At 57.8% G+C, this 24,076-nt stretch carries 19 protein-coding genes; 10 read left to right on the top strand and 9 right to left on the bottom strand.

Annotation, left to right across the window (positions count from 1 at the left end; genetic code table 11):
- Nucleotides 1-27: 27 nt before the first annotated feature.
- The 6 genes from QMX85_RS06150 to QMX85_RS06125 all read right to left on the bottom strand — a co-directional run bounded on the left by QMX85_RS06150 (nt 28) and on the right by QMX85_RS06125 (nt 10,074).
- On the bottom strand, nt 28-609 hold the full coding sequence (locus tag QMX85_RS06150) for a hypothetical protein (RefSeq protein ID WP_282339272.1): 582 nt from the start codon (nt 607-609) through the stop codon (nt 28-30).
- The gene (locus tag QMX85_RS06145) at nt 593-1,636 is read right to left on the bottom strand and encodes an AAA family ATPase (protein WP_282339271.1); all 1,044 of its coding nucleotides are present in this window, start codon (nt 1,634-1,636) and stop codon (nt 593-595) included. The genes QMX85_RS06150 and QMX85_RS06145 overlap by 17 nt, the downstream gene beginning before the upstream one ends.
- A 13-nt stretch (nt 1,637-1,649) precedes the next feature.
- Complete coding sequence (locus QMX85_RS06140; protein ID WP_282339270.1) at nt 1,650-4,541, bottom strand: DUF1156 domain-containing protein; 2,892 nt, start codon at nt 4,539-4,541, stop codon at nt 1,650-1,652.
- Complete coding sequence (locus QMX85_RS06135) at nt 4,542-5,597, bottom strand: hypothetical protein (RefSeq protein WP_282339269.1); 1,056 nt, start codon at nt 5,595-5,597, stop codon at nt 4,542-4,544. It lies immediately after the preceding gene.
- Between the two features lie 157 nt (nt 5,598-5,754).
- Nucleotides 5,755-9,288 carry a helicase-related protein gene (locus tag QMX85_RS06130; protein WP_282339268.1) on the bottom strand — a complete coding sequence of 1,178 codons (3,534 nt, stop codon included), beginning with the start codon at nt 9,286-9,288 and terminating at the stop codon, nt 5,755-5,757.
- 114 nt (nt 9,289-9,402) lie between these two features.
- Complete coding sequence (locus tag QMX85_RS06125; protein ID WP_282339267.1) at nt 9,403-10,074, bottom strand: hypothetical protein; 672 nt, start codon at nt 10,072-10,074, stop codon at nt 9,403-9,405.
- A gap of 138 nt (nt 10,075-10,212) precedes the next feature.
- Between QMX85_RS06125 and QMX85_RS06120 the strand changes: the two genes are divergently transcribed.
- Both QMX85_RS06120 and QMX85_RS06115 read left to right on the top strand, forming a co-directional pair.
- Nucleotides 10,213-11,088, top strand: coding sequence for a WYL domain-containing protein (locus QMX85_RS06120; RefSeq protein ID WP_270067435.1), 876 nt, complete (start codon nt 10,213-10,215; stop codon nt 11,086-11,088).
- The gene (locus tag QMX85_RS06115) at nt 11,073-11,681 is read left to right on the top strand and encodes a plasmid pRiA4b ORF-3 family protein (RefSeq protein ID WP_282339266.1); all 609 of its coding nucleotides are present in this window, start codon (nt 11,073-11,075) and stop codon (nt 11,679-11,681) included. Before QMX85_RS06120 ends, QMX85_RS06115 begins: the two co-directional genes overlap by 16 nt.
- A gap of 552 nt (nt 11,682-12,233) precedes the next feature.
- Here QMX85_RS06115 and QMX85_RS06110 read toward each other — a convergent pair.
- The 3 genes from QMX85_RS06110 to QMX85_RS06100 form a co-directional block, all read right to left on the bottom strand.
- Nucleotides 12,234-14,384, bottom strand: coding sequence for an NERD domain-containing protein (locus QMX85_RS06110; RefSeq protein ID WP_282339265.1), 2,151 nt, complete (start codon nt 14,382-14,384; stop codon nt 12,234-12,236).
- Between the two features lie 179 nt (nt 14,385-14,563).
- A complete protein-coding gene (locus tag QMX85_RS06105; RefSeq protein WP_069953202.1) occupies nt 14,564-15,529 on the bottom strand; it encodes an inovirus-type Gp2 protein in 966 nt (321 codons plus the stop codon).
- Nucleotides 15,530-15,865: 336 nt separating this feature from the next.
- Complete coding sequence (locus tag QMX85_RS06100; protein WP_033978991.1) at nt 15,866-16,099, bottom strand: AlpA family transcriptional regulator; 234 nt, start codon at nt 16,097-16,099, stop codon at nt 15,866-15,868.
- Between the two features lie 422 nt (nt 16,100-16,521).
- Between QMX85_RS06100 and QMX85_RS06095 the strand changes: the two genes are divergently transcribed.
- The 8 genes from QMX85_RS06095 (at nt 16,522) to QMX85_RS06060 (ending at nt 23,966) form a co-directional block, all read left to right on the top strand.
- On the top strand, nt 16,522-17,376 hold the full coding sequence (locus QMX85_RS06095) for a hypothetical protein (RefSeq protein WP_282339264.1): 855 nt from the start codon (nt 16,522-16,524) through the stop codon (nt 17,374-17,376).
- 352 nt (nt 17,377-17,728) lie between these two features.
- Nucleotides 17,729-18,967: a tyrosine-type recombinase/integrase gene (locus QMX85_RS06090; RefSeq protein WP_282339263.1), complete on the top strand. Its 1,239-nt coding sequence runs from the start codon at nt 17,729-17,731 to the stop codon at nt 18,965-18,967.
- Nucleotides 18,964-19,608: a hypothetical protein gene (locus QMX85_RS06085; protein ID WP_282339262.1), complete on the top strand. Its 645-nt coding sequence runs from the start codon at nt 18,964-18,966 to the stop codon at nt 19,606-19,608. Before QMX85_RS06090 ends, QMX85_RS06085 begins: the two co-directional genes overlap by 4 nt.
- Before the next feature lie 70 nt (nt 19,609-19,678).
- On the top strand, nt 19,679-19,897 hold the full coding sequence (locus tag QMX85_RS06080) for a transcriptional regulator (RefSeq protein WP_282339261.1): 219 nt from the start codon (nt 19,679-19,681) through the stop codon (nt 19,895-19,897).
- Between the two features lie 109 nt (nt 19,898-20,006).
- A complete protein-coding gene (locus QMX85_RS06075; RefSeq protein ID WP_282339260.1) occupies nt 20,007-20,918 on the top strand; it encodes a toprim domain-containing protein in 912 nt (303 codons plus the stop codon).
- On the top strand, nt 20,905-22,686 hold the full coding sequence (locus QMX85_RS06070) for a DUF927 domain-containing protein (RefSeq protein WP_282339259.1): 1,782 nt from the start codon (nt 20,905-20,907) through the stop codon (nt 22,684-22,686). Before QMX85_RS06075 ends, QMX85_RS06070 begins: the two co-directional genes overlap by 14 nt.
- A gap of 327 nt (nt 22,687-23,013) precedes the next feature.
- Nucleotides 23,014-23,325: a hypothetical protein gene (locus QMX85_RS06065; protein ID WP_282339258.1), complete on the top strand. Its 312-nt coding sequence runs from the start codon at nt 23,014-23,016 to the stop codon at nt 23,323-23,325.
- A complete protein-coding gene (locus QMX85_RS06060; protein ID WP_282339257.1) occupies nt 23,322-23,966 on the top strand; it encodes a helix-turn-helix transcriptional regulator in 645 nt (214 codons plus the stop codon). The genes QMX85_RS06065 and QMX85_RS06060 overlap by 4 nt, the downstream gene beginning before the upstream one ends.
- Nucleotides 23,967-24,076 lie beyond the last annotated feature (110 nt).

The raw sequence follows: 24,076 nt of genomic DNA, 5'->3' as shown, positions 1-24,076 counted from the left end.
GACCACGCACAGCACCGCGAGCGACGTTCAAATTCTTGATACCTGACAGGCCAGGCCGGCCACACGCCCAAGGTCATTAACCACTAGGCCCTGAAGCCCATACGGCAGTAGTACCCTATTCAGCTTCTGCTGCAGACGTTGGGCTAGACGGTTGAAATCGGCGATGTCCCAAGTAAGCAACAAGATCACGCTAAATGGCATCCCCTGATCAAAGACGGCCACATAGGGCTGCAACTCGGCCTCTCCCTGGCGCTTTGCTGCAAGCACACTGACCAAAGTACTGCGCAGCTTCTCGATCAGTTCATCGATGATGAACGGCTTGGCGCGTGTCAACCGCACACGGCTTTCTAGCCCTTGTGATTTGACCCATGTACGCGCCTGCTCTACCTCCTGCGGCTCAGCGGGTGACATGCGCGGGCGGTTATCTTGTTCAAACCCCTCACAGTCCTTGATCTCAATCCACCAGTGCTGACCAGAATGGGTAGCGAGAACATCCATCGCCTGATGATGACCAAATCGCTGGCGATGCCAGGACGTATCATCAAACTTGAGCGCCTGCCAGCCCGCCGGGAACGTCAGACGCAGACCACCTTCAACCAGCTGCGTCATGGGATATCTCCATTTCCCTGTCGTACTGGGCCAGTTCCTCATCCAACGCAACGAGGCAAGTCAGCTCTGCCAGGCTATCAACCTGCTCACACTGCACCTGCCTCGCATCATCGAGTGACAGACCGATATAGCGCTGCGCAACAGGCTGCTGACGCGAAAGCAGATCCAGTTCCTTGAGCAAAAAGTAACTATGCGTGGCGATAAACACCTGAAGCCCCTGCCGGCAGAGCGACATGATGCTGGCAGCGATCTTGCGGATCAGCCTTGGATTCAAGTTGGTTTCCGGCTCGTCCCAGAACAGATAGCCCTGCTCCAGCAGGGAGCCGGTAGCAATCAAGCGAGCCAGCATGGCCACCTTGCGCAAGCCCTCGGCAACCAGCGGCATTTCCATTTTGCCCCCACCGGGTACCTGCAGGTAGAAGCGCCCGCTGGGCGTATCCACCACAACCTTTCCGCCCATCACCTCTTCCAGGGGTTGCAGCAGGCCGGCGGCCACTGCCTCGCGCTTGCCTTTCAGCGCCGGCTTGCCCAACAGCGAAACCGTGTCGCGCCAGCTTTCCTCGAAGGGCACATGGTGGTTGTCGTATAGAGGTACGAACCAGGGGCACAGGGTGAGCAGCTCGCGGGTCGGTAGGTAGACCGGCGACAGCTCAAGCCTCGTCGTCGGCAGCACGTCAATCTGTACGCTGCTGCTGGAACGGGTGGACAAGCTGATGGCCAGATCCTGCTTTTGCTCCTTCATGGAGAGGACAACCTCACAGCGATCATGCCCCTGGCGGCGAGTGACCAGCCGGCCAAGGGCATCCGCGCGGAATACCCCTACCAGCTTGTCAGCACAGTCCTTCTGCAGCGTCGTCTTGTTCAGTTCCTTGCTGTCGGCCTGCACCTTGAGCAAGGCATACAGCAGCTTGAGCAGCTGGCTCTTGCCGCTGCCATTTTCGCCGACCACCACATTCAGGCCAGGAGCGAACTTGTACTCGCCGCTGGGCAGCCGGCCGAAGTTTTTGATCGTTGCGCTTTTGAGCATGGCGATATCCCTTTTAGAGGTCCAACGCAGCCTGGCTGCCGATGTGGCCAACTTCCTGGCTGGCTTGTTCGATCCCGAGCCAGGCGCCTTGCAGTTCGTTGTAGGCACGAGCTTCGTTGGTCCAGCCTTGGCGCTCGCAGAGGGTGTAGAGGCGATAGGTCAGAGCAGTGAGGCCAGCGGTTTTGTCGGGCATGCGTGCCAGCAGTTGGCCTGCAGCGGTTTCGCCGTCCTGATTAAGAGCGCGAATCAACTGGTGTAGGGCTTCCCAGACAGGCAGGCGGCTGTCGTTTTCCGGCGACCAGTCGCGGGGCATTTCTGCCCACTTGAGCAGACGTAGATTGCCACTGGCGCTCTCCACCACACCGGCGTCCACCAGGCCGTTGACGCTCGTGCCTTTGGCACGGGCTAATACATCGGCATCGCCGTACTTGCCCTCTGCCCAACCATGCTGCTCGAACCAGGCGAGGCAGAACTGAGTGTCGTGGTCAAAGTCGTCTTCGCCGACAAAGCGATTGATCAGTTGAAGCGCGCTGCGCACGCTCATACGCGAGCCGTCAGCCTCCAACACAGCGCTGTACTTGCTGAACACCTCCATTCCGGGGCCAATAATCGCCTGCGACAGATCCACCGGGGCTACCGGCGAGTTAATGCCGCCACGAGTCATGTCCAATAGTGCGTCAGGCAAGGTGGCGTTGAGTTCACGGATAAATTCGCGGCGTGAAATGCTTGGCGCATCGGTCGCGCGTGGGCGGCAGACCAGAACGATGCTAGAGGCGAGAGCGTTACTTCCAATTCCAATTGCTCGAGCGTCTCGCTCAGTGCGCATTGGCCAAGTACCACTAAGAGCAAATCCAGCTTTGAGTACTGCGGCAAGGAAGGTTTCCCAACCGGTACTGGAGGTGCCTGCCTCTACCTTTGTCTCCGCCTGTTTAAATGCGTAGTAAATAGTGACAGGAAATGCTGGATGCGCCTGCTCGGCCAGATTGTGCATGGCAGCGGTCATGCCATCGAGGAAGAAGGCTTCTGCCTTATCCCTACTGCCGTGGCGGTATGGTGTGGCGACTAATTCCTCGGCTTTGGGCACCGCCAGAGTGCTATAGAGAGCAGGGAAGATGGGGCGAAGCGTGCGGCGCAGCCAAACGTAGAAGAAGTCCGACAGATCAGCGTATCCAATATTGTCATAGTAAGGTGGGTCAGTCGACACAACCTTATCCTTACTAATCGACTGAGTTTGAGCATCGGCCTGCGAGACGAAACCTGGAGTAGTAGGCGCCAAATTTTCCGCAGCATTAACAATACTTTCTACAGCGGAAAACCATGGTCCAACAGCACCGAATGGAGAAAGCTCTACGTAGTCCCAAGCCATAGGTATCGCTTGGCGTGAAAAAAGAGCTCTTACATTCTGGTTAATGTTGTTCCAACCACAGAGACTGTTGGACAAGTCTGCCCAGCGTGATGTTGCCATCCCCAGGTAAACCCCAATTGCCTGAGCATAAGCTGTAGCACCCTTCCCACCTTGCTCCAAGCCCACTCGATCGTCAGCCATTCCGGCGGCCAGAGCATCCTCACGAGCCCGGGCAATAGCCTCCTGGACCAGATCTGAAAAGCTAGTCAAGGCTAGTAGCTGACGGGGTGTAAATAGGTCGCCATATACATCGAGCCCGTAATTGGAAACATTGACCCGACACTTCCCATGTAACTGTACTTCTGGGCGCCATACCGACTCAGCTGCACTGGCTGCAATTACATGTTCATCTGTCGGTGTTAGATAGACACGCCCCCGCTTTCCCTCGGCGACAATTGCCATGAGTCTTTGCCCCATTCGGCCTGCGGCCCCCTCGGCTCGAATGTACTTGTAGTCCATAGGTGCATCTGAAAATAGGCATAAAAAGCCACCGCGTTTGCCTGCCGCAGTCCCCTCTTTTGCAGACACTGGCGGCGCGCCTACCTTCACAGCAAAGCGATAGCTGTCGCCGTCAATCACTGGATCAACATAAGCTTCCTTTCCAACCTTATTAGACAAAATAAAAGTAGAAGCTAGAGGGACGTCAACATGGCTGAACGCCGGGTTGGGACTTTTGACCGTACGAGCCCAAAGCCAGGCGATCACGGTGAGTTTCTCACCCTGGTACTGGGCCAGATCCGGACGTTCGGCGACTATCTCGGCAGTGACTTCGATCTGCGGATAAAAATGGCCGATTCGCTTCTGGGCTTCGTCACGCATCCATGCGCCATAGCGACGAACATCCTCCGCCAACCCTTTTGTACCCGACCAATCCTCAAAGGCATCGCGAGTAGCGCGCTTTTTACTGCCCTTCTCAGCATCGATTTCCAGTCCTACCGGCGCACGTCCGGAGAACTTGGGTGGAATTTCGATCATCGCTTTGTTGATGGTCACCGCCACCGGGTTGAGGTCCGAGGCATAGCTTTCTAGCCCGAGACGCTGGCCCTCTAGAGGCAACGCACCTCCACCAGCGAAGGGATCATGGAACCCCGGCAGCTTCTTAGGATTGAACAGCTCAGCCGCCTGCGGATGGCTTTTATTCAGCTCGCAGGTCTCACGCCAGCTCTTCCAGATTTCCGCCCGCGCACGCTCCAGCACTGACTCGTTGCTAGTATTCTCCCACTGCACCAAATCCTCGATGATCTTGAAGAGCCGCTCACGCTCGGCGGCAGCCTTCTCCTTGTTCACCCCACGGCCCAAATGGCGCTCGTAACCGGGATCGTTAACCATCTGCGCAAAAATAACTGCCCGCGCCGCTGCCTGGGGGCGGCGGGCCCACCAAATGTGCATTGATCTCGGGTGCTTCCTTGTGAAAGGTTGCTTCTCAATAGCGCACGCTGCATTTATTGCGTCCAACGGCAGAGCAACTTCGATGAGTTTTTTCGGGGTCTTGATGTTCATTTAATCGTCATTCTCCCAGCCTGCTCTGCCATCGCAATGGCTGCAGCCTGTTAAGTAACTGCCATCCATATCCCCGGTATTCGGGGTATTGCACCATTCACATTGCTCAAGGTGATCCGAGAGCTCGAAGCAGTTGGCGCAAAAATAAATATCGTCTAGCCGAACAACAGTCTGATACCCCTCGCAGGTACCGCAGTTGGCCAGCCCCCAGCTATCGTCCCCATCCTTGATGGCGCTGTGTATTGCGTCATGATCGGCCAGTGCATCTACCAGGTGCTCAGGCTCAATTGCTCCATGACAGTGATCGCAGGTCGCATACCCTTCATTTGCGACAACGATGGGTTTGTCGCAGTGTGGGCAGTCGATCTCGACTTGCGTTCCGGCGTAGTCACATACGCGGCAAGACACCGTTTTGATCTGATCGTGAATTTCATCCTCTGGGATGGCGGCCTTGAAGCCGCAGGCACTGCAACTCGTAGGTTTTCGGCCAACCTTGCGCGCAGCATCCAGTTCGGGTTTGAGCGTCTTGAACTTGGTGCTCAGGTACTTTCGGTGCTTTTTCATCGATCGATCAGCTCGGGAAATTTCTGGCCGAAAGTCGCTGAAATAATTGCCCCACCGTAGCAACAGGCCATGCAAATGAAACCAAGACCGGCAGTGCTCTGCGACGATGAGCTCTTTGGCTTGAGCATCTTCTTCCATGTCCGCATGGAAAAAATGGATCATCTTGTTGCGGTGATTGGCCAGTGCTCGAAAGCTAGTGAACGCATCGCTACCGATGTCTTCCCCGGCGACATCACGAATCCGCGCGCGTGCCTCATCCATCGTGACCGAGGCAAAATCTCCAGCCATGAATTTAGCGAGATTGGCTTGCTCAGGTTTGGCAACAGTCAGTGACCAGTGCTCCCTCATCAGGCGCGCCTTGAGCAGCATCTCCACCGCAGCGCAGAAATGGATCACCGAATATTTGGGGGATTTGTCGAACTCTTCTATCCCTCGTTCCAGAAAGTCGAAGGCGTTTCTGGCGAGTGAGTCGAATATCTCGTGCTGCTTCATCTGCCGCAGCCCTCCAGAAGGGCCAGGCCGTGAGGCGCTTTCGATTTGATTTGAGCGGTCATAGCAGCTCAGGCGCCCCCTGACGCAGTACGGCTTCGGCAATCCATCTCTAAGTCCTCAAAGCATCGATGCCTGCTCAGGTGCAGGCCGGCGAGTTTCAGAGGCTTTGCTCCGGCTTGATCGCACGCCCCAGTAGCTCTTGCAGGTCATAGTTAACGCTGGCAATGCCGAACTCAGGCTCGCTCTTGAACGGGTGCTTGATGTAGTAAGGGCCGTCGACATCCTCGCCATCCACCAGCACGATGGCGAGAATGTATTTCTCACCCTGGTTGTAGCTGGAGAAAATCTCGTTCTTGGTGACGGTGACAGTGGTCGCGCCCTTGACGCGCCCCTTGACCTCGATATGGCGGTCATCCTTGATGCTGCCATCGGCGGCTACCGGTGGGCGCGCAGTGATATCCCAGCCGCACTTCTCGGCGGATACATCCTTGATGCTGTGTCCCAGAGCCTGCTCGGCTGCAATGACGGCATGCATAGCAGCCCACTCGATACGCGAGCGCGACTCTGCATCTGCGCAGAACGCAGTATCGCCTTGGCGCTGAGCCAGCAGGCCCGCAGGAATCACCAGGGCTCCGCCAATCACCACGGGCGTGGCAGAGCTGACCTGTTGCATGGTTTGCAGCTCACGGGTGCGCTGCTCCAGTCGGGCAGTCAGCTCTTCATAGCGGCGGCGGGCATTCTCCGGCTGCATACGCGGCTGCTTGCCAGCAGCCACGTCGTCACTGAGCTTAAGATAACGATCAGACCAGTAGTTGATTTCCTTGACCAAGCGCTCATGCACAGCGGCCAGCACGCGCTCGGCCTGGCGCTGAATGCGAGTTTTCACTTCGCTGTAATGCTCAGGCACCAGTTGCTGCGAGGCATGCTGTAGCGCGAGATTTTCCAGGTTCTGTTGCAACCAGGAGGCGTTCAGCACGTCCTGCACCAGGGCGAGCTCGTCCGGCTTGATCGGCAATAGATCCAGGTGCGGCGCCCAGCCCGCGTTACTGCTTTGGCCCTGCGGGTCGATTTCCACAAACTGCAGTCGGCGCGAGACGATCTTGGGGTGTTCGGTGCTGTGGCCGGCACTCTCGCGCATGCTGTGGTCGAGCATGAACAGCACTTTAGGGGTCAGGCTGTCGTCATTGGGGTCGACCAGCACCGAACCCTGCTTGAGCTTGCCGCGATGAGCGCTGAGGGTGATATCGGTCAGGGCCTGCATCAGCGGATGGCCGGGGTGGATCAGATCCGCCATAGGCTTGCCCGGCACACGTACCTGCTGCTTCTCGAAGCAGATGCGCTCGTACTGCTTGAGCACAGGTGTACGGGTTTCACCGATTACGCGGTCACGCTCGCGCAATGCGGCCGGTACGTGACGAATCTCATAGCGCGCAGGTTCGCGATTTCGCAGCTCGCCGCCAATGCTGGTGAAGGCTTCATTGAAGAAAGCGCGGATGAAATAGGGCTGCAGCTTGCGGGCTTCGGCCTTCTCCATTTCTTCTTTGACGGCATACAGCTGGTCGAGGCTCATGTGCTGCTCGACCAGCGCGTTGCGACGAAGGATTTCACGCAGGTGCTCGGTGTCCAGCGCCCCTTCGATGACCTGGTTTTGCCGTGCTCGTACTTCGGGCGAGTCGCCGTAGCGAATGGCTTCGATCAGCAGATCCTTGAGCGATACGTTGTCGAACGCCTCGCCCAGGATGTCGAACACCTTGCCGCCCAGCGCCTGCTTTTCGATTTCCAGCTTCTCGAACAGCTTCTGAAACACTTCACCTTCACGGGTTTCATTGGCGACGATGTTCCATAGGTGGCAGACCTGATCTTGGCCGATACGGTGAATACGGCCAAAACGCTGCTCCAGGCGGTTGGGGTTCCACGGTAAATCGTAATTGACCATCAGGTTGGCGTTCTGCAGGTTGACGCCCTCACCCGCCGCATCGGTGGCGATCAGCACCAGCACGCGCGGGTTGTGGCGAAACTCTTCCTGCACCTTGCGCCGCTCGTCACGGTTGGTGCCGCCATGGATGGTGACGATGGCCTGCGGATCCCCCAGCATGTCGGCAATGCGCCTGACCAAGTAATCCAGGGTGGCGCGATGCTCGGTAAAGATGATCAGCTTGCGGCGACTTTCGCCGTTGTACATCTGCGGTGAGTCCTGCAGCAGGCAGGACAGCTCTTCCCACTTACGGTCACTGCCCGAGGCCACTAGGCGCTGCGCCTGCTGTTCCAGGCCCTGGAGCAAGCAAATTTCAGTTTCCATCTCGGCGATGGTTTCGGCAGCACTGGCCTGGTCAACCAATTGGTCGGCGTACAGCTCGTACTCATCTGCGCTGAGCTCGTCTTCCATGTCGTCGAGGTTGTCTGGCACCTCGATACGTTTTTTAACCAGGTACTCTCCCAGCACACTGGCGACACCGCCACCACGCAAGTGCAACTTCTCTTCCTCGACTCGATTCTCCAGACGCTTGCGACGATTGCGCAGGGACTGATAGATCGCCTCAGGACTTGAAGCCAGACGGCGCTGCAGTTGTGTCAGAGCAAAGCCGACGTTGTTCTTACGCTGACCATCGAGACGATCCGCCAGGTTCATCTGGTTGCGCACGTAGTCGGTCACGTCGTGGTAGAGCGCAGCCTCCAGGTCAGACAGCGAGTAATTGGCCGTGTAGGCGCGCCGCTCGGGGAACAGCTTGGTGCCGTCGAACTTGAGTAGCTCCTCCTTGACCATGCGCCGCATCAAATCGGACACGTCGACCTTGTGCGCACCCTCGCGGAACTTGCCATAGAAACGGTCACCATCGAGCAGCGACAACCAGATTTGGAAGTCTTCTTCTTTGCCGTTGTGCGGGGTGGCCGTCATCAACAGGAAGTGACGGGTGATCGAGCCGAGCAGTTCGCCTAGCTCGAAGCGCTTGGTCTTGTTGACCTTGTTACCAAAGTAGTTGGCCGACAGTTTGTGGGCTTCGTCGACAATGATCAGATCCCAGTCGGTGTTCTTGAGCTTGAGCTGGTAGTCCTCATTGCGCGAGAGCTGGTCGAGGCGGCAGATGAGCAGGTTTTGCTCTTCGAAGTAGTTGCCAGTGGCGCACTGCTCCTGCTTTTCACGGCTGAACACTTCGAACTTGATGCCGAATTTCTCCAGCAGTTCGTCCTGCCACTGTTCGGTCAGTGAGCCGGGCGAAACCACAAGGATGCGCCGAGCATCGGCACGCATCAGCAACTCGCGAATCAGCAGACCAGCCATGATGGTCTTGCCGGCGCCGGGGTCATCGGCCAGCACAAAGCGCAGCGGCTGACGCGGCAGCATGGATTCGTAGACTGCGGAAATCTGATGCGGCAATGGATCGACGTTGGAGGTGTGCACCGCCATCATCGGATCGAATAGGTAGGCAAGCTGGATGCGCCAGGCTTCCAGGGCCAGCTTGAAGTCGCTCCCTGGCGCATTAAAAGCCCAGGCTTTGCCAGCCTGGGCAAGTTCAAGGCGGGGCTCATCGCTGCGGAACAGCATCTGGTCGCCGTAGCCACCCGCACTCTTCTGGTAGACGACGCTGATTGCCGAGTCACCGACCCTATCGACGCTGATGACCTTGACCACCTCGTCGCCATGCAGGCCACGAATCTGGGCGTCTTTGGCGATGTCTTCCAGCTTGACCATTTAAGCTTCCAGATAATCGTAAAATTGATGAGTTTACTTGGATATGGCGTCATCGACACTCGATTTAACCTGGCAAATTAGGGCCAGAGCTAATGTTGAGTACCCGCCAATTTCTTATTGAATGTCTGGTACGCAATCCTTGGACATTGGCGTTTTCGCCACGTCGCCACGACCTGTGCAGATCAGACTGATGCGCATGCCACTCTGCAGACCGGCTGCATAACTGGCATGGGCGTCATCCAGCTCGAACTGAGGCTCCATGAACTGGTTTACCCCGCCACGCAGCGTGACATAGGGGTTGCCGAACAGATCGGTATTGATGCTATCCACCACACCGGTCACTTTGAAGCGCTTGCCCTTGAACTGCTGGTCCGCCGCCACCGTGTTGCGATCGTAGGCTTGGGCCAGTTGCTGGGCACTGATTTCGCGTAGCGGCTCGACTGGAGCAACTACCCTAGCCGACTGGCTCTGGCCGCTCGTAGTAGCGGTCGATTGGCTGGCTGGACGGTCACTGGACGCCATGCCAACCAACACCAGGGCCAGCCAGGCAAAGCCAATCACCCGGCTAGTGGTGCTGTGGCCCTGACGCAGCAGGAACCAGACGAAGACGATTGGAAACAGGAGAATGCCCACGCCGAGCCAGAAGCCAACGCTGCGGATAACCTGAACCCTGGGTTGAGCCTGAACAGGTGCCGGCTGCTTAGCGATAGGCGCCCCACAGTGCGGGCAGGCTGCTGCCTGGTCACTGGCCATGCGTTCGCATTCGTAACAGGTGATCAATGCCATGAGGCTACTCCTTGATTGCACTTCCTGGGTTAGCCGGCGCTGCCGGCTTGCTTGTGCCAATCAAGATATGTAGCGTGACTAGACATATCTAGAGTGTTTGCCTGTACAGGTAAAGTTTTCGAGCAGATGGAGGGGGCCATGAAACGCAAGCAGTCAATCGAGTCCGTGCGCTGGGATCTGGCCCTGCGCTATCGCCTGATCGAGACAGTGGCCTGGTGGGAAGGCCGCCTGACCACCAATCACCTGATGCAGAGCTTCGGCATCAGCCGCCAGCAGGCGTCGAAGGACATCAACACCTACATCAGCGAACACGCGCCGAAGAACCTCGAATATGACAAGCATTTGAAGGGGTACGTCCCGAGCCGCCGCTTCCAACCGCTGTTCATCGACGACAGCGCCAGCGCCTATCTGCATCTGCTCAACCAGAACCATGAGCGCGCCCCGCATATCGAGGGCCTGGCACTGGCCTATGCACACACAGAGGTACTGGCAGTGCCGGATCGCTCGGTAAAGCCGGAAGTGCTGCGCCCGCTGCTCAAAGCCTGCCGAGAGGGGCTGCGCCTGGAATGCGAGTACGTGTCCTTCACCACACCCGATGGAGAAACCCGCCTGATCGCCCCGCACACCCTGGTTTACACCGGCATGCGCTGGCATGTGCGGGCCTATTGCGAGAAGAATCGGGATTATCGTGACTTCGTTCTGAGCCGCTTCCGGGGCATACCGGGGCTGATGGATGATCCGACCGATCACGGCCGCGAGAGTGATCCGGGCTGGGCCACCTCACTGCCGGTGATCATCGAGCCCGACTCGCGCCTGAAACCGGAACAGCGCGCCATCATTGAGGCCGACTACGGCATGCAGGGTGGCCGACTGGTGATCGAAACCCGCGGCGCTCTGGTGCAATACGTGCTGCAGCGCTATCAGATCGACCCGACCAAGGTGCATGCCAAGGCGACGGCGCAGCAGATTGTCGTCGCCAACCTGGATGAACTGCAGCCGTGGCTGTATCACTGAGCAAGGATAAAGACATGGCCACTCAACCACTGCTCTACACCCTACATATCCAACTGGAACCGCTGCAGCTCGATCCGCCGATCTGGCGGCGCATTCGCGTCAGCGGCGACTGCACCCTGCGTAAACTGCACCACTTCATTCAGGCGGCCATGGGCTGGCACAGCAGCCATCTGCATGAGTTCAGTTTAGGGATGAACCGCTACATGCCCCTGGATGCGGAATTCATGGACGACGACGAGGCACTGGATGACCGCAAGTTCAAGCTGCGCCGCATGCTGAAGGAAGGCGACCGCCTGCGCTACCTCTACGACTTTGGCGATAGCTGGCAGCATGTGATCGCCGTGGAGACAGTTGAGCCCTGCGACTTCACGGGCACCTGGTGCGAGGTGCTGGATGGCGCCCGCGCCTGCCCTCCCGAGGATGTAGGCGGTGTGCCGGGTTATCTGGACTTTCTGGCACTGATCCAGCAACCGGCCAGCGAGGAAGGCCGAAGCGTACTGGAATGGGCCGGCGGCTGTTTCGACCCTGAGGGATTTGATCGCCGAGCGGCCAACGCGGCTGTGCAGCGAATCTGCAACAACCTGTGGGGCTGAGTCAGCAGCGCCCCAGCGACTCCGGCAGAAGCAGCCTGACAGGCTGTTCACGATGAAGCAGCCTGACTAGCGGGATCGATACCGCCGCGGTATCGAAGTCCGGACGCTCACTGGACTGCACCGCCATAGGCCAGCCTGGCCAGTCCAAGCAAGACCGCTACAAGACAGACAAGGGCCAGGACATCATGAGGCGAGATCAGCAAAGTGAACATGGTGAACCTCCGGATAGGTGATGGCTCGACCATAGCGAAGCATCCATGCCATGGCGACCTGTCCACTTTTCGCATGTAAACAAAGTGGGCAGGTCATCCACTCAAACGATGGATGGGGTATTTGGATTCGCCATCCCCGCCCATGGTGCTCGACTACCAGAGCATTCCCGTCCACCGGCACCGGCTCCCCTCAGACCTCAAACGCAGGTGCTGCGCAACTTTGACGAGGTACTTCACGGCCTTGTGCAGATGACACCGAATCGCCCGGTCGGCCCTCAGGATGCGGCCGATGCCAACGCACCGCGTAGCAGACCGAACCAAGGCCATTACCCTCCAAGTGCTAGCAGATGCCTCGCCACAGCTCATCGGACTCGACAACAGCGATAAATCGTCCCGCAGTAAACCCGTCGGGAAACAACGAATGCTGACCTCCCTCGTCAAGCTGCCCCATTGGCCTGAGGAGCTGCTTCTCATCACGCAGAATGACCTCCAGTGCCTCACGGGATACCACTCTGAACCCATCGACTGACTGCCCATCGAGCTCAATGGAGGTATCGACGATCCAGGCCTGCAGGTGCGCCTCAGGATGCTGACCGTGGTAGCCCAACCTGGAGCGCAGATCTTGATCAGCCACCAACGCCTTGGCCACCGCAATCCGCTTACGCCGTAGCTGCCAGGCAGCCTTACGCAAGGTGTTGGTGCGATGCAGCCAGACTTCATGGGTGGTCGAGCGGATATACCCCGACTTAACCTCCATAAGCAGCAGTACGCCATCACGCTGGCAGATCAAATCCACCTCGCCGGCGTCATCCTCTTCTGTCACAGGCGGCCGATATCCCACCTCAACAGCAAAACCTCGTTGCCGAAGGCTCTCGGCCAGCGCCAGCTCCACTCGTTGAGTTTCTGCTTGCTCATCGGCTCTGCGGGCATTCACCCGCCGCAGGTTATTGATGGCTGCCGTCAGGTTGTTTTGCTGCGCGCCAACCCAGGGGAACTGAAAGCTGTAGCGGCCGATTTTGTAGAAGGGCTGCTCATATAGGCGCGGCGCAGGCATCCCTGGCTGCTGCTTCAGTTGCTGAGATAACGCGCTGAGGTCGCTGGTCCAGAATCTGAGAATGGCCTTGGCTGAATCGGCGCTGCCTCGCGGATGTTCCTCGCTGACCGTCCAGCCTTTAATCCTGCGGATCTTCTCTTCCTCCTCGGACCAAGTCATGGGGAACCTGTTTTCCCCCGACAGCATGCCATCCATGGCCAAGCGGCCAAGCGCATGGGCAAGCACGCCCGACTCTCGAAGGTAGTCTTGGAATGGCTGAATGAACTGGCTCTGAAAGAAAACCGAGGTCAGCTCGCTCGCCAGCAACACGTGATGAAGCTGAACCTGGGTACCATTACTGAGAGAAAGCCGATGACCCAGGCCGTAAATCTGCTGCAACTGCAGCTCGCTGCGCATCGCCTTGATGTAGGCCAACTGATTCAGCTCATGATTCTCCGGCGAGCCGATCATTTGTTCGGCCAGGCCGGAGTTGACGAATGCCTGCACGGCACGGCTCATCCAGTAGTGCCAAAGCAGATCGCTCTTGCGCCCGGTTCGCTGCCACCGCTCTGTTCCCGCCTCCGACTGGTTATAGATAACCAACTCGCCCGGCTTTAGCTGGTAACGGCACTCCGGATCGAAGCAGAACCAGTCAATCGAACCTTCGTAGTCGATCCGCTCTTGGGTTGCCGCAATCAGAACAGCTAGCCATTCGAGGTTTTCACGACACCTGGCTGCGTCCGCGGTGGACGATTCAGGGAAAATGACCGGTGACAGGTGGCGCTTCAGCGACTGCCCGAGTCGTGACTCGTTCAGGCGGAAGTCCTGCTCAGGACAAGCCCGGAGTTTCCTCAGGATAATGCGGTTGTAGACCTGCCACTGCTGGCCGGAGCGATCATCGGGGGCATCTTCGGCAAATGCCTGATAGGCCAGCACGCTGAGGTAGGCAATCAGCTCCAGCAGGGACAAGTGCTCGAGCTGTTTTTCAGCGTTACCAATCAGCTCATCAAAGGGCTTGAGCTGATCCAGCAAACGGTCACAGACACCGAAGAATACCTGCCACTCTCCCCCCACGAGCGCTGCACGAAGCGCAAGCCATAGCGGCGAAGCAGTACGCTCAAACAGCTTCGAGTAGCGGATTGCCCATCTGAGCGTGTCCGGGGCATGACTGGCCAGCTCCAGCAGTAGCTCGGCGCTGACTGCATTGTCGAAGTGCAGCACCCGACTGAGGGCAAGGCTTGCCAGCTCGGAGCGAGCGACCGCCTCCGCATCATGCCAGAACGGTGCTGAAGCCAGGCCAGTCGCGCGGTCAAGTGCAGAGAGGTTTTTACCTGCAGGCCGTTGATCCAGGAAATGATGCAGGCTTTCATCAAGAGCACGCCCCTTGCTGAGTGCCGGCTGATTCCTTTCATATACCGACTGGTAATGCTGCCGGCATCGCTCTCCTTTCTCTGTCATCCCACAGCACTCACACCAGCCTTAGATTCCTGGACAGAGCCTAAACCATCGGCCGACCAGGACTCCACAGGCAGCGCGCTAGCGTCCGGCACGCTGGCAACCCACCGGATCACCAGCACAAGCTTTAGCTACCAAACCAACCTGCGTGATGAGTTACGGTCGAAGGGAGAGCGGGCCGATTAGTCACCCCGAAAGCCCCTCCTTGCCTGCCCCTTACGCAAGCAGCGAGCACCTACCGGCTTGAGTCGCAGATGTTGATCACTCTTGACTAGGTAACGCATGGCGTAATGCACGTGACCCCGCGCGTTCAGGTCTCGCCGGTGGATCAGGCCAATGCCAAGCCTGTCTTGGTATTTATCCTTTTCGAGGTTGCAGTTGTTGAAGCAGCCCTGACCACGGGTAATGCGCTCCCAGAGCTCACCGATCCGCTGGGCCCTGTAGATGTCGGCACTCACTTCAGAGCCGTTGAAGAAGAACGCAGCATGGATGTGATAGCCCCGATCCTCGCCTTGCTCAACGCTGCAGATGTAGCCGGTTTCATGGTCGAAAATCAGGTTACGCTCACGCTCAGCAATCAACCGATTCAGGTCGTCGAATACGCGCTCCACACGCAACCTCGCTTGGGCCTCTGTACGGTAATACAGATCAACCCTGACCACGCAGGTGCGGGCGTAGCGATCAAGCACGGCATCAACGTAGCGGCCGACCTCGAGCTCCTGCTGAATGGCCAGGTAGCGCTGGTCAGCGTCCCGACGCATGAACCTCTTTTGGGTGCGGAGAGTACGGATGCACTTGGTCAGCTCGTTCAGTGTCTCGCTGGTGCTCAGGTAGCGTGTTTCGTCCTCGTTCAAGCAGGTAATTCCAACGGGGCTGAGCTCAACCCCAATGGAATGGCAGGCTTGCTGAAAGAGGCTCAAGTGCCAGCTGGACTGGTACTCCACATCTCCCTCGAACAGCGTGACCATCTGCTCGATCCCATCGAAGTACTTTGACAGCCTGGTTTCACTGACCAGTTCATCACCATGCTTCGAGTATGTGATTCGGTAGGCTTGGCTATCTGTACGCTGAATGGCGTTGATGAGACGTTCAATTCGGATAGCTGTATCGGACTGGGATGGACGGGTGATGGCGTTTCGTTTGGTCATCGGTGTGCACCTGATTGGTTGTTGGCATATCAGGGGCGTGATGTGTTTTGAAATACTCGATGACCTAACCCATAGGCAGGGTGATAGAGCTCGTGTTGCCATTAGAGCTCAGCCTATTGAGTAGTCATGGATTGATAGCCTGGATCTATATAACTAGATCCCGATCCAAGCCCCAGCGACCATCCCAGGCTGGCTAGGCAATGGAGAGCAACATTGCCTAGCCAGCCGAGAGACTCACCGAATCACATCCTGGGAGAGTTAGCTGAGAGCGTTGGACTTTCCAAGCAGCATAAACGCCATGACCAGCCTTAGCCGGTCATGGCGCAGGTGGTAGTTTTAGCTGGCCATACTCAGGTGGCTGGTGGAGCGCACCGCGGCCCCCTCCTCCGCCAGATCACGCTCCTCGATCCTTGCCAGGATCCAGTCATGCACCTCGCTATCGACCCAGCCGACGCAGCGGTCACCCAGGGATACCGGCTTCGGGAAGGTGCCTTCCTTGATGTATTTGTAGATGGTCGACCGGGCCAGACCGGTCGAGTCGATGACTTCTTTCAATCGGATGATCCTCATGAACGGGCTCCTCGTATTCGTTCAGAGGATCTGCAGGGGCGATAAAAAAAAACGCTGAGCTGGGGTCGTACCCCAACACGACGTCACGCGAGACAGACCCTTATCTGCATACTTCAGGGACGGCTTCGTTGACTATGGCCAACAATCCATCAAAATTAATCAGCGCTAGCACCATCCAAAAAACGCCATGAATCAAGCCCATGAAAGCACTCATGACCAGCAGTTTCTGGGCATATCGAAGAAAAATCAATCAATAGAATAATTCTAGAATAGTTATAGAATAACCATTAACCGCCAATAGAATAAAGAAAGAATAGGTATAGATTGATCCTATAATTTCTATAGATCCAATGTGGAATTCATATAGAATTTTCAATGAAATAAATAGTAAATTTCTGTCAACAATATTTTGGTGATGTATTTTGACTATTGAAAATCATGCAGGAAGCAAGACCTCTGACGCACTCAGCCAGCTTCTTCGAGATCCGCACCAGAGCAACCGTCATGACATCTGGCTATGGCTGGATCTCTACCTCAACGAAGGAGCCAAGCTAAATCCCAATACCTGTAATCGCCCCACCATGCGAGACGAGATCGCCAAGTGCTTAAAACAACGCGCGAATCGCATTCTTCGCATCCCGTCAAAAAAGGATCGGTTACTGCTATCGGACGAAAGACTGGGCTGGATTGAAGAGGGGAACGAAAGGCAACATAAATGGTTGCTCGCACGCATCGAGCAACTGACAGGCATTCGAATCCCGCGGGAGCTGGTTCATCTCGAAGGGAAAGACCACCTTGTTGCCATGATTGATCTTTGGGACATAGAGCTTGAAACGAAGGCACGCGAAGTCAATTCCTTGCGGGAGGAATGGCTCCGCCACGTGGCGCGGGATAGTGCCTTCGAGTGGTTCTCTGACAAAAAGGAAAGCAAAAAACGTTGCACTTGTGCCTGGGAGTGGCTCGAAAAACACCACCTCCGTCCGCACTCCAGACAGCTCCCGATCAGTAACTACAACGAGCTGCTAATGTTCTTCGACCATGCCGCGCTCGGCCGCCATGAGCAAAAGGCGATGATCCAAGAGATCAAAAAGCGATGGAATCGCCAGCAATTTGACGAGCGTAACGCCGACAAGAAACAGATCAACGTGATGCTATCAAAAGCAGTGATTGCCCAGCTGGATGAGCTAGCCAAGCAACATGGCCTGAAGCGCGCGCAAGTGATTGAGACCCTGGTGAGAATGGAGGCAGAAACCAGCGCGCACCTGGCGAGCACTTGAAAGCAGCGGTGCGGCAGTGGTTGCATGGGATGGGCAAAGCAGCCACGGAGCCGCGTCTTGGCATCTCCTGAGTTCAAATCCGACTTGTCGGTATTCCAAATGGTATTCCACAAGAATATTTAACCGGATTTTTACCTTATATTTCATAGCGATAGGAAATCATTTCAGATTACCCCGGCCCACCAAATGCAAGTTTCCACATGTTCCCACATGGCCGGAAACACCCCTGAAAAGCCCGCCCCGTGCGGGCTTTCTTGTATCTAGATATCCCCATACGTTCCCCTATACGATTGCCCACCGTGTATCCCCCTGTGTATCCTCATCGAATAAATGAACCGAGGGGATACAAGACATGAAGCGCAATCAGATCAAGCGCCGCCCCATGGCCGATACCGTACTCGCGAGCCTGGAACCAGAGGCAAAGGAGTACAGGGAGCTGGATGGCGATGGACTGTATTTCCGCGTGAAACCAGACGGCTCGAAGTCCTGGCAGCTGCGCTACAAGAAGGTCGATGGCAAATGGTCATGGTTAGGGTTGGGCGGATACGGTACGAGTGAACACCAACTGACTGGTGAGCAGGCACGTCGAAAAGTCCGTGGGTTACGCGATGACACCGCAAAGGACGGCAGCATCATGGCCACCAAACGCGCCAAGAAGGCAGCGGAGCTTGAAGCGGCCAACAACACCTTCGAGCATCTGGCTCGCGAGTGGTATGCCGTCAAGTGCAAGACTTGGACGGAGGGAACGGCAGTTCGCACCATCGGAGCCCTGGAAAAACATGTCTTCCCTGTGTTCGGCAAGCGCCCCTACACCGGCATTCTGCCAATGGAGTGGATGGACTTCCTGCGCGGCATGGAACAAACCGGGATCGTTGAGCAAACCAGCCGTGTGCGCGGCATGTGCCGGGAGGTATACGACTTGGCTCGGGTCACCGGTCGGGCAACTCACAACCCCCTCGAAGGACTGCACAAATTCCTACTGACCAAACCAGTGGAGAACTTTGCCCATGTATCCCTTGAGGAACTACCCGCCCTACTCCGCGCTGTCAGATCCTACCCGCACGCCACCGACGTACGGATCGGCCTGCAACTGCTGACCATGCTGGCATGTCGCCCTTCGGAACTGCGCGAGGCCTGCTGGACAGAGTTCGATTTGGATGCTGGGCTTTGGCTGATCCCAACCGAGCGGATGAAGCGCCGCCGCGAACATCTGGTGCCACTGCCTCGCCAGGCAGTCGAGCTGCTGCGCGACCTGCAACACCTGACCGGCAGCTACCCCCTGCTGTTCCCAGGCCGCAGCGATACCACCAAGCCCCGGAGTAACACCGTATTCCTGATGGCCCTGCGCCGCCTCGGGTACGAAGGCCGCCAAACAGGCCACGGCTTCCGCCATCTGGCCAGCACCATCCTCAATGAAAACGGCTTCGACTCGCAGCACGTCGAGGCCCAGCTTTCTCACGTAAAGGAAGGCGTGCGCGGGGTCTACGATAAGAGCACCTACTTGGAACAGCGTAAAGCGATGATGCAATGGTATGCAGACCACCTGGACAAGCTCGCTGCCGGCAATGTGGTGGAAATGAAGCGGGCATGAAAGCACGTAAAAACGATTGGGCACTACTCAGTGAGCTACGCACGCAGCTTGAGCAATTCCAGGCAGCGGACTTTGAGGTGAGCCGTGCGTCTATGCTCGCCCTTGTCGATCAACTGTGCGGCCGGATTCGAGAGCAAAACCAACACGCGGGCTCAACATTTAAGGCCCTTGAAGATGCTTTCCTATCTGGAGTTATGCCAGGAAAAACCCTCTCCCAAGAGGAGCACGCTCAACGCTTTGGCGAGTTAGAAAACCGAGTTTCTGGGTTAAACGAAGCTGGAGTGCTCTGGCTGTTTTCAAGGCTGGAGTACCTAGCAGCCAATAAGATCTATGCCCTGTACGCACTGGCCCAGACCGTAAGCCCCACAAGGATTAAGGAGCAATGTGAATGGCTGCCAGACTCATTGATACGTGATGCCGATAGGGCCCTAAAAGCGGACAAGATTGCAGGTGGAAGTAAGGGAAAGCTACCTCCAGAAAAACTAGGTGCTTATCACCAAGACTATGCCAATTGGCTCGTACAGGGCGGAAAAGAGAAAACCGCATTCGATATACAGATGAGTCAGAAATATCACCGATCCCCCGAGGTCATGGGCAGATATCGCCGAGGGATAGAGGCGGAGAAAAAACGACGCGACTAGCTGCGTTGCGGACACAACCTCGCTCATGTGGAGAATAAAGCGCGTCATCCATATCCATACGGATACGCCCATGAGCAATAAACCCCCAAGCAAAGCCCTCATCCGCCAGACCGCACTCTGCGACTGGCTCGACCTGTCCCGCTCCGGTTTGGACAAGCTCCGCAAGAAAGATCCTACCTTTCCAAAACCTCTGAAGGACGGCGAAACCCGCCAGGCTGCTGCGTTCTATGTCGTGGCCGAGGTAGAGGCATGGCTGCGCAGCAAGATTGCCGAAAGGGACGCAGCCTGATGATCGCTAATAGAAATGCAGGCTGGCTAACGAGTCAGACAACATCCCAGCGAGGGGGAACACCAAACGACAGCATGGCGAAGCAAACGGCTTGCACGAGGACTGGAGCATGATCGCCGTCCACTTGAGTGAGCACTGCGCCCTGCCCTTCCGCGACGCTATGCAACGTCTCTACGGTTCGCTGGACTGGCTGCCCGAGGCAGACGCCACCCTTCACCGCTTCCACGTCCCTGGCGACCGCAAAGAGTCACGCAACGGCTGGTATGTGCTGTTCGCTGGCAGTCTGGCTGCTGGCGCCTTTGGGAGTTGGAGAACCGGAGAGACGCACTATTGGAGCACCAGCAAAGTCGCTACTACCGCAGAGACCGAGCAGGTGCGCCAGCGTATCGAACGAGCTAGGCGTCAACGTGAGGCCGCGCAGCACCAGCGCCAGCAGAGCGCCGCCAAACTGGCTAATCGCTGGTGGAGCAACGCCCGCCGCCCAGCGCCTATCCATTCGTACCTGGCCGCCAAGCAGGTGCGGAGCCATGCGTTACGCCAGCGAGGTGACGAATTGCTGGTGCCGCTCTACCGCGCCGGGCATTTGGTGAACCTGCAACGGATCGCCCCGGACGGTAGCAAGCGATTCCTGTCCGGTGGACAGGTGAAGGGCAGTTATTCGCCCCTTGGCTGCATCACCGCCGGCCAACCGTTGTATGTCTGCGAAGGGTGGGCCACAGGCGCAACTCTCCACGAGGCTACCGAGGCAGCCGTGGCCTGCGCCATGAACGCCGGCAACCTGCTGTCGGTCGGCCTGGAGCTACGTCTCCGCCATCCCGAAGCCATGTTGATCTTCGCGGGTGATGACGACCGCCAGACCGAAGCTGTCGGCAAAGGTAACCCTGGCCGCAAAGCCGCGAATGCCGCCGCCGTGGCGTTGGGCAGTCAGGTGGTATTTCCCAATTGGCCTGCCTGCGCACCGCCAAGCCTAAGCGACTTCAACGACCTGGCCGTCTGGAGAGCTGCCCGTGAGCAAGCCTGAACCAACAGCCCTGTCGCTTGCCACCAAACCGGAAGCGCCAGCGGTGACACCAGAACGCCCTGGCTGGGGCGTGTATGAAGGATGGGTGCAGAACGAGAAAGGCCGGCGCTTAAAACCTGGCGTGTACTGGCACAACACCAAACTTGATGATGAGGGCGAACGTCACCTGGTAGACGAGTGGATCGCCAGCCCCGTGTTCGTCACTGCGCGCACCGTCAACACTGATGACGGCAGCGAGGGCCGCCTGCTACGCCTGGTGACGCACAGTGGCGACAAGGAATGGGTGCTGCCCATGGAGGTCTTCGGCGGCAGCGGCGAGGATGCCAGACGCAGTCTGTTCTCTATGGGCGTGCTGATAGATTTGCGCAAGCGCAGCACCTTCATGGAATACCTGCTGGAGCAGCAACCCCGACAGACCATCGCCACCACCAGCCGGCCAGGCTGGCACGAGTCGGGAGTATTCGTCATCCCCGGCCGCATCATCGGCGGCGAGGGGGTCCGATACCAGGCCAGCAGCAATGCCCTCAATCTGTTCGCCGCAGGGGGCTCACTCGCGCAATGGCAGAACCAGGTAGCCACGCTCTGCCAGGGCAACCCAGTGCTGACTCTGGCCATTGGCTGCGCCCTGGCCGGCCCCCTCCTGAGCTTGGTCGGCGTGAATGGCGGGGGCGTCCATCTGGTCGGCGACAGCTCCAGCGGCAAGTCGCTGGCGCAACTGATCGGCGCCTCGGTATGGGGTGACCCTGGCACATTCGCCGTTAGCTGGGATATGACCAAGGGCGGCCTGGAAATCGAAGCGGCGTCGCGCAATGACACCATGCTGTCCCTGGACGAGATCAAGCGTGCCGACCCTCGTTGCGTGCAGGAGATGGCCTACGCACTGGCGAACGGCCAGGGCAAGGGCACCATGACACGTAATCGAGAAGGCCGCGCCAAGCTCCATTGGCGGCTGCTGACTCTCTCCAGCGGTGAGCGCTCGCTGTCCGAGCACGCGGCTATTGGGGGCAATCCTGCCCATGCTGGCGCCGAGCTGCGCATGGTGGACGTGAACGCCGGCACCCGTAGGCATCGTGCCTTTGACGAGTTGCACGGGATGACCGGCGAAGGTTTCCATCGTGCACTGACGGTCGCAGCCGGAAAAAACTATGGCCATCTGGGCGTCGCTTTCGTCGAGCGTCTAACCGCAGGCAACGACCGCGACAGGCTATTGGAAGACTTCACCAAAGTGCGCGCACAGTTTGCGGTGGGGAACGCACAGGCTGGGCGAGTGGCGGATCGCTTCGCCGTCATCGCCCTGGCCGGCGAGATGGCCATCGCCTACAACCTCTTGCCCTGGCCGACAGGCACCAGTCTCGCCGACAGCATGATCCTGTACCGGGAATGGTTGGAGCGAGTCGGTAACGGCAATGCCGAAGATCGTCAGATCCTGGCCGGCGTCGCCAGCTTTATCGAGCGCCACGGCAGCAGCCGCTTCTCAGACATCAGCGCCGGAGATACAGATACGCGAGTGCTCAATCGCGCGGGCTATTGGGAGATCGAACCGCGACGCAGGCTGTACCTGTTCAACAAGTCTGGCCTAGTGGAAGCCGCCCCCGGTTTCGGCTTGCCTCGCATGATCAAGGCGCTGGAGGCTGCCGGAGCGCTGGCCAAGCGCGACAACGACCGGAAGCGGCATACCAAGAAGTACCGGCTGCCAGGTGGCGGCAGCGCAGGGCTGTACGTCATCGACCCCGAGCGCCTGGAAGGCGAAGGGGGCGCCCATGATTGAGTTTGTACGCGGGCAAGCCAGCCACCTTCACACACGCCGGAACCTGAAATCTGTGGGAACGCAGGGAACAGTGGGAATGGCCAGCGCCGACTTGGCTGTCAGCTGTTCCCACCCCATAGGGAGAAGTGGGAACGGGTGGGAACACAATTCATCCTGTGAACATAAGGACGCCTGGCCATACATACGTTATCTGTTCCCACTCGAACACTTGGTGGGAACAGGTTTCCAGCCTCGGCCCCGCGTGATTGCTGGCTGTTCCCAAGCGCCCACCGTTCCCACGAACTTTCAGACATGTGCATATCAAGCCAATGGCGTAGGGAGGTGGGCATGAGCTTGCTCGCCGAACTGTTCCAGCAGTTGGATGAGTCCCACAGACATCACCGCCTACAGCAGAACACCGCCCTGCCTGATCAGCTAAATACCTGCGCTTCGGCCGTAGTTGCCAATGCTTCGGCAAAGGAGATCGAAGAGCCCTGCCAGCCTGACTTTGCCACTCAAGCCACCCGGCGTGCTGCTTGGCGCATCACTCTGGGTGGCGAGACGATCTGCAGCATGGTTGGCACCCCTACCACGTATTCCGATGCCCTGGCGGCCGTTCGCTGGCGCTGGCCCGCAGCAAACATCCTGGAGACACCATGAATACCGTTGATACCAAATCTCTCGCACGCACCATCGGAGTACGTCTTCGGGCCGCCCGACTCGCCGCAAAAATGCCAGCCACAACAGTCGCAGAGCGGCTTGGCTACCAAGGTCAAACGCAGGTATCGCTGGCAGAAAGCGGCGATCGCATCCCTCCCCTGCCAACACTGATGACCTATGCCGACCTCTACGCAGTACCGCTGGATTTTCTCTGCGGCCGGATGGATGACCCGATTGCCGACGCGGCCGAAACCAACCAAGGGGTGATCGTTAACGTCCTGGCGGAAGCCATGCAAGAGCAATTCAGCCGACTGGTAAACAGCGTGGCGGAACAAGCCAGCGTCACGATAGCTGGCTACAACCAAGACCGACGCGACCTGCAAATGACTTGCTCTACCGCAATGCGTGCACGCGCTGCCTTGAAGCGAGTGCGGGAGCTGAGCCCTGAGTTCGACGATGACTGGCGCGGCACCGCAACCCTGGTTAGAGAGGTTGAAAACCTCGCAGCCCTCGCCACCAGCACCAGCGACCGGCTCGCTCGGGAACAGCGCTTGCGCGGTGCGGTAGACCAGGAACTGTCGCTGAGCGAAATGACCGACAAGGCTCGAAAAGGCATTATCCAACTGACGCTCACCGCCTGAGCGGGCGCTCGCCGCTCGAAAGGAGGTTAACCGAAGCTAACAACGTCCCCGCAAAAATGGCGACATCCAATCACTGATCGACGCTAACAGTTGCTAACAATAGCTAACGT

This window comes from Pseudomonas sp. PS02288, assembly GCF_029959715.1.
Lineage (GTDB): Bacteria > Pseudomonadota > Gammaproteobacteria > Pseudomonadales > Pseudomonadaceae > Pseudomonas_O > Pseudomonas_O kuykendallii.
Note: the sequence above shows the minus strand (reverse complement) of the source record. Positions and strands in the feature narration are given on the sequence as shown.

Bases quoted from the DNA above. Each gene is read 5' to 3' on its own strand.
- QMX85_RS06130 (WP_282339268.1), bottom strand. From the start codon at position 9,288: ATGGTCAAGCTGGAAGACATCGCCAAAGACGCCCAGATTCGTGGCCTG.
- QMX85_RS06120 (WP_270067435.1), top strand. From the start codon at position 10,213: ATGAAACGCAAGCAGTCAATCGAGTCCGTGCGCTGGGATCTGGCCCTG.
- QMX85_RS06075 (WP_282339260.1), top strand. From the start codon at position 20,007: ATGATCGCCGTCCACTTGAGTGAGCACTGCGCCCTGCCCTTCCGCGAC.
- QMX85_RS06145 (WP_282339271.1), bottom strand. From the start codon at position 1,636: ATGCTCAAAAGCGCAACGATCAAAAACTTCGGCCGGCTGCCCAGCGGC.
- QMX85_RS06135 (WP_282339269.1), bottom strand. From the start codon at position 5,597: ATGAAGCAGCACGAGATATTCGACTCACTCGCCAGAAACGCCTTCGAC.
- QMX85_RS06065 (WP_282339258.1), top strand. From the start codon at position 23,014: ATGAGCTTGCTCGCCGAACTGTTCCAGCAGTTGGATGAGTCCCACAGA.
- QMX85_RS06060 (WP_282339257.1), top strand. From the start codon at position 23,322: ATGAATACCGTTGATACCAAATCTCTCGCACGCACCATCGGAGTACGT.
- QMX85_RS06090 (WP_282339263.1), top strand. From the start codon at position 17,729: ATGAAGCGCAATCAGATCAAGCGCCGCCCCATGGCCGATACCGTACTC.
- QMX85_RS06085 (WP_282339262.1), top strand. From the start codon at position 18,964: ATGAAAGCACGTAAAAACGATTGGGCACTACTCAGTGAGCTACGCACG.
- QMX85_RS06105 (WP_069953202.1), bottom strand. From the start codon at position 15,529: ATGACCAAACGAAACGCCATCACCCGTCCATCCCAGTCCGATACAGCT.
- QMX85_RS06140 (WP_282339270.1), bottom strand. From the start codon at position 4,541: ATGAACATCAAGACCCCGAAAAAACTCATCGAAGTTGCTCTGCCGTTG.
- QMX85_RS06100 (WP_033978991.1), bottom strand. From the start codon at position 16,099: ATGAGGATCATCCGATTGAAAGAAGTCATCGACTCGACCGGTCTGGCC.
- QMX85_RS06150 (WP_282339272.1), bottom strand. From the start codon at position 609: ATGACGCAGCTGGTTGAAGGTGGTCTGCGTCTGACGTTCCCGGCGGGC.
- QMX85_RS06125 (WP_282339267.1), bottom strand. From the start codon at position 10,074: ATGGCATTGATCACCTGTTACGAATGCGAACGCATGGCCAGTGACCAG.
- QMX85_RS06080 (WP_282339261.1), top strand. From the start codon at position 19,679: ATGAGCAATAAACCCCCAAGCAAAGCCCTCATCCGCCAGACCGCACTC.
- QMX85_RS06110 (WP_282339265.1), bottom strand. From the start codon at position 14,384: ATGACAGAGAAAGGAGAGCGATGCCGGCAGCATTACCAGTCGGTATAT.